Raw genomic sequence first — 10164 nt, 5'->3', positions numbered from 1 at the left:
CGGGTCGTAATAAAGTGAGCCGAGATGGGCAACATATCACGGCATTGTCAGGGCAGACCGACGACAAACCCGAAGTGTCGATAGATGTTTCTGCACTTGGTGGCATGTATGCGGGCAAAATCAACTTAGTAGGCACAGAAAAAGGGGTTGGCGTACATAATGCGGGTGAATTAGGTGCGAGTGCGGGGAGCATAACACTGACGTCGGATGGAAAAATTGTCAATACGGGGGCGATGCAGGCTCAGCAAGATATTCGCTTAAGCAGTCAAAAAGCCATTGTGAATGAGGGTTCATTCCTTGCCAAGCACGATGTTGTTCTTAAAGCCTCAGCGATAAATAGCACTAAAAATAGTACTGTGGCTGCGGGTATTGATGAAAAGGGAAAACTGACCGAGCCTGGTAATATTGATGCTACTGCCAATAGTATTGCATTTAATGGCAAAAACAGTGCAAACAACGCATTATCATTAAAAGCTAAAAACCGTCTTAATCTTGATGGTAGTCAAACGTATGCTAATGATTTAAATCTGACAGGCGAATCGATCTCGCTTAGTGGGGCGCAAGTCCAAACTGAGCAACAATTACGTTTAACTAGCGCTAAAACGATAAACACGTCTGACGCAACGATAAAGGCCAAAGAAGGCATAGCATTAACAACCAACGCACTCACGAGCAACAATAGTCAGCTTATTGCAGAAAACGACATTACACTAAGAGCCAATCATATAAAAAGTAATGCCGCTAAAATAAATACCAATGGTGCAATAATTATTGATGCTGATGATACTGAAATGCACGATGCCAGCTTAAGCGCTAAAGGTGCCGTTTCGTTGTCGAGCAGTGAGCTCAATGCGGATAACTTCGACCTTATTACCGAACAAACGCTACGTATTAATGCAAAAAATTTATCCACTAACCGAGCTAAGTTACAGGCTAGGAATGTGGTTGACATTAATGCCGATACTTATTTTGCGCATTTTTTAAATCTTATTACAACCCAACCTGTATCGATAAAGGCCAATCAGTTAAAACTGGATAAATCAAAAATTAGTGCATTAGGTGATATTACCGTGCAAGGTCGAGCGCTAAGCAATCGAGAGTCGATATGGTGGTCCGGTAATAACATTGACATTAAAGCAGATAATATCGAAAATGGCGCCAGCCAGATGAAAGCGGCAAGCTCAATCCATTATCAGTTTGATTATCTAAATAATGATAATACCGTATTAGTTGGTGGTAAGCATTTAACTTTTACGGGTAATACGTTACATAACCAACAGGCAAAATGGCAAAGTGGTGATAACATCGTTATTGATGCTTCAACACGCTTTGATAACCAATCAGGTTTAATCGTATCTGGTGGTACCTTAACCATTAACACGCAAGCTATGGCTAACGATGATGCTAAGTTAATTGCTCATGATACCTTAGATATCCATGCTAAACACTTAGCAAGCGATAACAGTATACTGCAAGCCGGCAATGCGCTTAATTTAGCCATTGACGAGCAAATTAATGCGAAAGGAGTAAGTCTACACGCTGATAATCAAATTGTTATTAACAGTAAAAAAATAGATTTAAGCCATGCTGCCATTGGTGCAAAAGGCGATATTTCATTAACAGGGCAACAGCAAATCTTAAATCACGGCGAACTATTATCGACTGGTCAAGTCCATTTTAACGCTACTACAATTGAGGCGGATGATGCGGTAGTAAAAGTAGCAAATGATTTAGCAATTAAGGCACAAGAATCGGCGGCATTCAATCGTGTACAACTTATCACCAACAAAAAATTGATAATTGAGGCACCACGGGCAAATACTGCGAATTCTACGCTCTATGCTAATGATGGTATGCAATTGCATTTTTCTCAGCTTAATAATCAGAATGCAAATTGGTTTAGTGGTGGTGTAATCAACTTATTGGCAACCGAGTTTAACAATCAAAAAGCAACCATTCAGGCTAAACAAGATTTAGCTATTGATGCTCAACAAATTAACAACAGTGAAGCAATATTATTAACTGACGGTAAACTTTCAATCAATGCTAATCAAATTGATAACACCGCAGCACAAATTCAAACAAAAGACGACATTCATATTAAAGCGAGCGATCAGTTAAAAAATGCTAACACTAAACTGATAACAGATGGCAATATTGAGATTGATACTGATAACCTTACTAATACCGATGCAAAATTTTTAAGTCATCAGCATATTGCTATTCGTGCGGCCAAGTTTCACAACGAGAAAAGCCTCTTTTTTGCTGATGGTGCCATTAACTTCATTAGCAACATAATCAATAACCAAGACAGTGAAATTAAGTCCAAACAAGGGATTGACATACAAACAGAATCTCTTGTCAGTGACCGAGCTGAATATGTTACCGAAGGTAGCTTGAACTTAGCGAGCAAAACAGCATCATTAAATCATGCAACTGTTGCCAGCAAAGGGGATATAAATATTCACAGTGAACAAACACTGTCCATACAAAAAGCACTGCTGGTTGCACAGCAAAATATGCAACTTAAAGCCAACACAATCAATAGCAGTGAGTCAAGCATAAACAGTTTAGGTGATATTGATATTACTGGCACACAACTGACGAACAAGAATGCGGCGATCATCAGTAATAAAAACATTAAAATTAAAGCTGATACTATTAATAACACAGCCAGTGAAATGGGGGCGCAAGGTCATATTAACGTCAATGCCATCACGCTGATAAATAGCAATGCAAAATGGGTTGCCAACAACGGTATTACTATTGAAAGCGATGAGCTCAATAATTCTGGTGCACAATTAGGCAGTGACAAATCACTACATATTAATACGAAGCAATTCAACAATCAAAAAGCGATTTTCAATACAAAAGGAGACATCGCTATTCAGGCTGAAAGTTTGGATAACACTCAATCGAAATTATTCAGTGGCCAGTCAATAAAGATCGATACTACTCGTCTTATCAATAAAGGTGGAGTACATAAAGCAGATAACGCCATAGCCATTAATAACCAAGAGTTTGATAATAGCGAAGCGATTTTAGTGGCACAATCTGCGATTAACATCATATCTAACACGCTGAATAATACTCAGGCCACACTCCAATCGCAAGATAAAATAACCCTTCAAGTCAATCGATTAGATAACCAGTCAGCGCTATTATTATCGGGTGATAAAGGAATAAGTATTGATAGCCAAACCTTAAACAACCAACAGGCCAAATTATTTACCAATGGTGATTTGACACTTCATGCTGACAATATTGCTAATCAACACGCAAAATTGGTTGCTGAAAAATCCCTGAATATAAAAACCCAACAAATAGATAATCAACAAAGTGAATTGCTGGCTAAAGGGAATATAAATATTCATGCAAACACACTCAATAATCAGCAAGTTAGCCTGATTTCAGAAAATAATATTGGATTAAGTGCAATTCTTGGTATTGATAATCATGCGGCGCAATTAACTGCGAATGGTAAAATTGAACTTACTTCATTGAACTATATTAACAATAATGAGGCAAAATTACTCTCCAATAACGGTATCAAGTTACAGACTACTGACTTAAACAATCAATCAGCGTCCTTAAAAACCAATGGTCTTATCAATGTTGAGGCAACGGATGTTGATAATCGACAGTCAGAATATATAGCTAACAACATCTTGCTTGAAAGCCATCATTTAAACAATGAGCAAGCCACCCTAACAGCGAATAATACGATGGTAATTAATGCTTGGGATTTTAATAATAGCAAAGGGCATTTACTGGCCGATAATATTTACTTAAAAACGCGAGCATTTCAAGGCGATGGCATAATAAAAACTAAAAATGATTTGTCCCTGGATTTAGACGATAGCTTTATCAATGAAAATGAAATAACCGCCAATGGTCATTTGTCTATTCGCACCACAAAAGACATTATTAATAAAAATAAAATCACTGCAGGTCGTCAAGTTTCATTAAGTAGTCAACAACTGGTTAACGAACAACAGGCAGAAATTAGTGCTGATTATTTAGCATTAAAGCATAAAAATATCACCAATTATGGATTAATTGATGGTACCACCTCGGTTATCCGTACAGACGCCTTAAACAACTTACAAACAGGACGTATTTATGCTGATAATCTTGCTATTAGCGCTACCCAGCTTAATAACCGCGGTCAAAATGGTAGAGCCCCTGTCATTGCAGCTCGACAGAATTTTAACTTGGGGATTAAAACATTAAATAACTATACGCATGCCCAATTGCTCAGTTTAGGGTATTTTAATATTGGGGGTGATCTTGACGAAAACTTCAATGTTATCGGCTTAGCTGACGTGATTAATAACCATTCGGCAACCATTGAATCGCAAGGGAGTTTAGTTATTGCGGCCAACACCATTAACAATATTAATGACCATATTGTTACAGAAATGCGCCAAAGCGATGAACCACCTGAAAAAGAAACTTATTTTCAAACCTCTGAAGGTGATGGACCAACAAAATACTCGCCAAATGATGTTCTTTATCGTATTCACACAAAATACATGCGTGGTATTCCTTGTCAATATTCAACTTCACATCACAGGTGCTATTATAAATGGAATGACATTCCAGAGCATTTAAGGCATTCCAATCGATTACAACGCATGTCAGTTCCATCTCATAACATTGACGGAGCGGAGGACTCGTGGGAATTTAATGTTATTAAACAAAAATATCGTACTGTTGTATTAGAAACCGATCCGGGTAAAATCATGGCAGCGGATCATATTATTATTCAAGGGCAAACGCTAAACAATCAGGACAGTAAAATTGTTGCGGGTAAAACCGTCAGCATCAACGTAAATCAACTAAACAATACGTCTCAGGAAACTTTATCAAAATATGTCTATTCAGGGAATTATTATGAACATAAGAAAAAGCACAAGGATGACTATAGATGTTATGGTCCTTCTAATTACACTAAAGCTGACGAAGTTTTTATTGATGATGCATTAAATCATAACATTTTAGATCATCAAATCTTTGAGCGCACACCGCTAAAAGAAACACCGAAACAAGCTGTCGAAGTTGAAAATCCCCATAATCAAGTTCTTGTGGGCAAAATGGTTGGTAATCCAATTTCGCAGCATGAAAAACAGTTAACTAATCCAATTATTGACTTAAGTCCAGATAATAAGCTCACATCAGATAAAACAAATCTAGTGGCTGAACCAAAGCATAAACAAGATGTTATTGCTACCTTGCCTTTCCTACCTGATAATCATTTTGAGGGAAATTTAGACAACAAAAAAGATACGTCGACAGTCAAAGAGCCTGATTTACCGGCTACTAAAGATGAGATGACACCGTCTAAAACTATTAGTATTTATGAGCCCAATTTGACCTTACCTGATAATAGCTTATGGATAGTTCACAAAGATACAGACAAAAATTATATTATTGAAACCGATCCGCGTTTTACCCAACGCAAAAAATGGCTGAGTTCAGATTATATGCTTCAACGCTTAAAAACTGATCCAGATTCAATACAAAAACGATTAGGCGATGGGTATTATGAGCAACAACTCATTCGTGAACAAATTCTTGGCTTAACGGGCAACCGATATTTACACGGTTACCATTCAGATTTAGAACAATACCAAGCATTGATGGATGCTGGAATTCGTTTTGCCAATGATTATGGCATTGTTCCGGGCGTTGAATTATCGGCAGAGCAGATGAAAGCCTTAACCACTGACATCGTGTTATTAGTGAAAAAAACCATCAATGTTGATGGTCAAAGCATGGAAGTGTTAGTACCACAAGTTTATGTGGTTAATCGGCCACAGCTTGGTAGCGATGGGGCATTAATTGCAGGCGAAAATGTATTTATTAAAGGTGATGAGCTTAACAGCAATGGTTTAATAAACGCCAAGAACGATATTTTATTAGAAGGGCATAACGTCACTAATAAAGGGACGATTTATGGTGATAGAGTTGCTATTAATGCAAAAAACGACATTACCAATTATGGCAAATTGGTGGGCGATAAGTTGGTTTATTTATCGGCAGATAATGATATCAACCTATTATCAAGCACGCGCACGCAAACTCGCGATCGCAACTTAACCACCAATATTGACCAAAGTAGTATTATCCAAGTGAATAATGGCAATATTGTGATAGATGCCGGTCGTGATATTAATACAAAAGCGGGATGGATAATAAATAATGGCGAAACGGGTAATACCTGGTTACAAGCCGGTCACGATATCAAGTTCAACACGGCTGATATTGAAGAAAAATTAGATTTTAGGGTCAAAAAGGACTACCGCAAAACCGATGAAAAAAGCGTTGTAGGTACAGAGATAAGTGCCATTAATAATGTGATGCTTATTGCGGGTAACGATATAAACGCCAAAACAGTTGATATTGTTGCAGGCAATCATTTAGGACTTCACGCTGATAACGACATATCCATTGGGGCGTCGGAAGAACGATTTGAGTTAGATGAGTTTCACAAGAGAAAAAAGAAAGGCTTTTTAAATAAGAGTACTACAACAACGCGTACTCAGATAGACAATACCACCCAAAAAGGCAGTGAGCTTTATGGTGATAGTGTCACTATTGATGCGGGTAACAACTTAACGGTGATCGGTAGCCAAGTGATTGGTACGCATGATGTAGCACTTGAGGCGGGTAAAGCGATTAATATTGATGCGGCGGAAGAGTCGTATTACCGAAAACACGAAACCAAGACCAAGAAATCGGGATTAATGGGCAGTGGCGGAATTGGTTTTACGGTGGGTAAAGAAAAAGAAAATCTCAAACAGACCGATACCGAACAAGCCTTTGTGGGCAGTGTTGTAGGCAGCACAAATGGCAATGTTAACATCCAAGCGGGCAAAGACCTAAATATCAAAGGCAGTGATGTTATTGCGCAGCGTGATATTAGAATGCAAGGCGAAAACGTCAATATTGAAGCATTAGATGCCAAAACGACGTATAAAGAAGAGTACAGTTACGAAAAGTCTGGCTTAACGGTAGCGTTAACGGGGACGGCTGCGGATATGTATGAAGCGGCAAAAGCAGTAGAGCGAGCTAAGAAGAAGGGCAATGACAAACTATTAGCACTCCAATCGATTAAATCGGCGTTAACGGCGATAGAAGCGCTTGAAGATTCACAACTGAAAAACCAACAAGGACAAAGTCAAGCCTCAATAGGGGTGAGTGCGATGGTGGGCACGCAACGCACGGAGCGAGAAGTGAACCAAGAGCAGCATTCGGTAATAAGTAGTGGAGTTTCGGCGGGACGAAATATAGATATTATAGCGACAGGGGATGCGAATAAACAAGGTGGCGATATAACGCTAAAAGGGAGTGAAGTAAAAGCGGGAAATGATATTAATCTAACGGCTAATCGAGATTTAAATGTGATAGGTGCAGTCAATACCCAACACAGCGACAGTGACGAAAAGAGCTATGGAGGCGGGGTTGGCATACAGCTGCAATTTGGTGGAGATGAAAGTGGCTTACGTTTTAAAGGCAATGCCAACTTTAGTCGAGAGCGAGAAAATGCCAACGGCAGTGCTTGGACAGAAAGTGTTATTGACGCCAACAACAAACTGACAATCAAGACAGGTAATGATGTCAATATCATTGGCGGTCAAGTTAAGGGTGATAGCGTCAAAATGGACGTGGGTCATAACTTAAACATCCAATCATTGCAAGACACGGACGATTACGATTACGAAAAAATCAGCGCATCGGTGAGTGGAAGCGGAGGCTTTGGTGGTTTTAGTGCCAACGGCTCGTTATCTAGCACGAATATCGACAGCAAATGGGCAAGTGTCACCGACCAATCGGGCATTTTTGCCGGCAGTGGCGGTTATGATATCACGGTGGGTAACAACACTGACTTAAAAGGGGCGGTGATAGCCTCAGAAGCGAAAGATACCAGCAAAAACAAACTTGACACTGGCACAATCAGCTTTAGTGATATCAAAAACAAAGCGGATTTTAAAGTTAGCCACGTCTCGGTGAGTGGCGGCACAGGCGGAGCGGGTGCCCCGACGGCGTATCAAAACAGCGAAAAAGAGTCCAGTATAACCCATTCAGCGGTAGAAAATGGGCAACTCATCATCCGTAATAAAGACAAACAAAAACAAGATATCAACGAACTAAGCCGAGATACCGAGCATGCGAATAACTCACTCAAACCGATATTTAACAAACAAAAAGAGCTAGACAAATTAGAATCGGTAGAGCTAGTTAAAGACATCGCTCAACAAGCCAAAGGAGTAGTAAACAAATATGACCGCCTACAGGCGCAAAAAGATGTAGATAAAAACAAGGAAGCGTTATCGAAAAAAGAAGCGGAAAAAGCTTATAATCAGTTAAGTGCGGAAGAACAAGCACGGATTGATTTTAATAAATATTATGAAGACAATAAAGACTACTGGTATTCAGAGGCGGTAGACAGCCAATTACAAGCCAACCAAGCGACCAAAAATCTGGGCACAATGGGGGGAGATGTAAGCAAAGGTATTGACACGGCGACATCGATTATCACAGGCATTATTACCGGTGACATTACAGGAGGCCTTGCGGGGGCCAGTGCGCCATGGATAGCCGAACAGATAAAACTGCACACAGGGCATATGGATAAAGACGGCAACTGGGTGAGTGATAATGAAACAGCAAGATTAGTATCGCATGCTATACTGGGTGCGGTGGTAGCCGAATTACAAGGCAACTCAGGTCTTGCTGGGGGAGCGGGAGCCGTAGGCGGAGAGCTGGCGTCAAAAGTCATCTTAGATAACCTCTATGGTGGAAAAGACATCAAAGACCTTACTGAAGCTGAAAAACAAAACATCAGCGCCTTAACCCAATTAGTGATGGGGCTATCAACTGCAGTGAGTGGCGGAGATGCAGGAGACATCAGCACCTCGATAGCTGCGAGTAAGAATTCGGTTGAGAATAACTTTATGGCCTTGCAAGTAATGGATGAATTTGACCGTGATTATCGAGATGGTTTATTGCTATTTAATGGTGATAAAAAAGCGGCAACAGATTATGCGAATGAAATGATTCGAGATAGAGCAATTGCAAGCGGTACTACGTTAGCACCAGTTGTGATAGCATTATTACCAGAAGAAGCAATGATTGGTGGATTTTTAAGTGGTACAGCAAATATTGGTGGTCAATATTATTTTAATGAAGATGGCAGTATCAGTTGGAGAGATGTAGGAATAGCAACAGGAACGGGTGCTTTTACTGCTGGATTTGGCACTAAATTTTGGGGAACAATCAGTTGGAATGCTGCTGGGGGTGCATTATCGAATCAATTAGATGGTAAAGATCCTGTAACAGGTGCCATAATTGGTGCTGGCTCATCAACAATTGGTTATGGCCTTGGAAAATATGCAGAAAAAGGACTCCGTCCAATCTTTAATACAGCAGCAAATAAATATATTCATGAAGCAAACAAAGGCTTTTTAGGAATAACAGGGCATTATACAGAAAGCTCAATTCCTACTTGGACTGGAAGTGGCATTTCATCTAGTTCAAGTGAATATTTAAATAAAAAAACAACTGAAATAATTAAAAATAATAGAGATAAAAATGAATAGAAAATATTTAATACTTATATATTTCTGCTCTATAATGCCTATAGGTTTTTTGTTATTTTATCTAATAACAAACATATTATTTTTTTTATGTGGTTTTATTCTTTATGGAGAGGCAGATTTTGATCTGGGTAATATACAACAAATTTTGTTTTTTCCATGCTTAGGTCTTATCATGGGAATTGCTTGTTGGTATTCAGTATGCCGTCGCTCAGGTATTAAGATTTTCGGAAAATAATATTATCCCAGCTTTAATGCTGGGATTTTACCCTATCCAAAATTGGATATTTGTTATTTAAAGATAGTAGTTAATTCTGTGACTAAATTCTTAACTTCGCCAAAATATTAGATAGTGCTCGCCTCTATCATTTTATCGTTTTTGTAATCAATCATAATGCGGTAGACTGCCAATTACAAGCCAACCAAGCGACCAAAAACCTAGGCACCATGGGGGGAGATGTCAGCAAAGGGATTGACACAGCGACATCAATTATCACAGGCATTATTACCGGTGACATTACAGGAGGCCTTGCGGGGGCCAGTGCGCCATGGATAGCCGAAC

At 39.3% G+C, this 10164-nt stretch carries 1 protein-coding gene; it reads left to right on the top strand.

From position 1 onward, the window contains the following. Positions 1–14 precede the first annotated feature (14 nt). Positions 15–9605, top strand: a complete 9591-nt coding sequence (locus tag GYY69_RS12985; RefSeq protein WP_238786575.1) for a hemagglutinin repeat-containing protein — start codon at positions 15–17, stop codon at positions 9603–9605. Positions 9606–10164 lie beyond the last annotated feature (559 nt).

Source organism: Gilliamella sp. ESL0250 (assembly GCF_013345045.1).
In the GTDB taxonomy this organism is placed as follows: Bacteria; Pseudomonadota; Gammaproteobacteria; order Enterobacterales; family Orbaceae; genus Gilliamella; species Gilliamella apicola_H.
The sequence above is the reverse complement of the archived record's forward strand: the minus strand, read 5'-3'. Positions and strand labels throughout refer to the sequence as shown.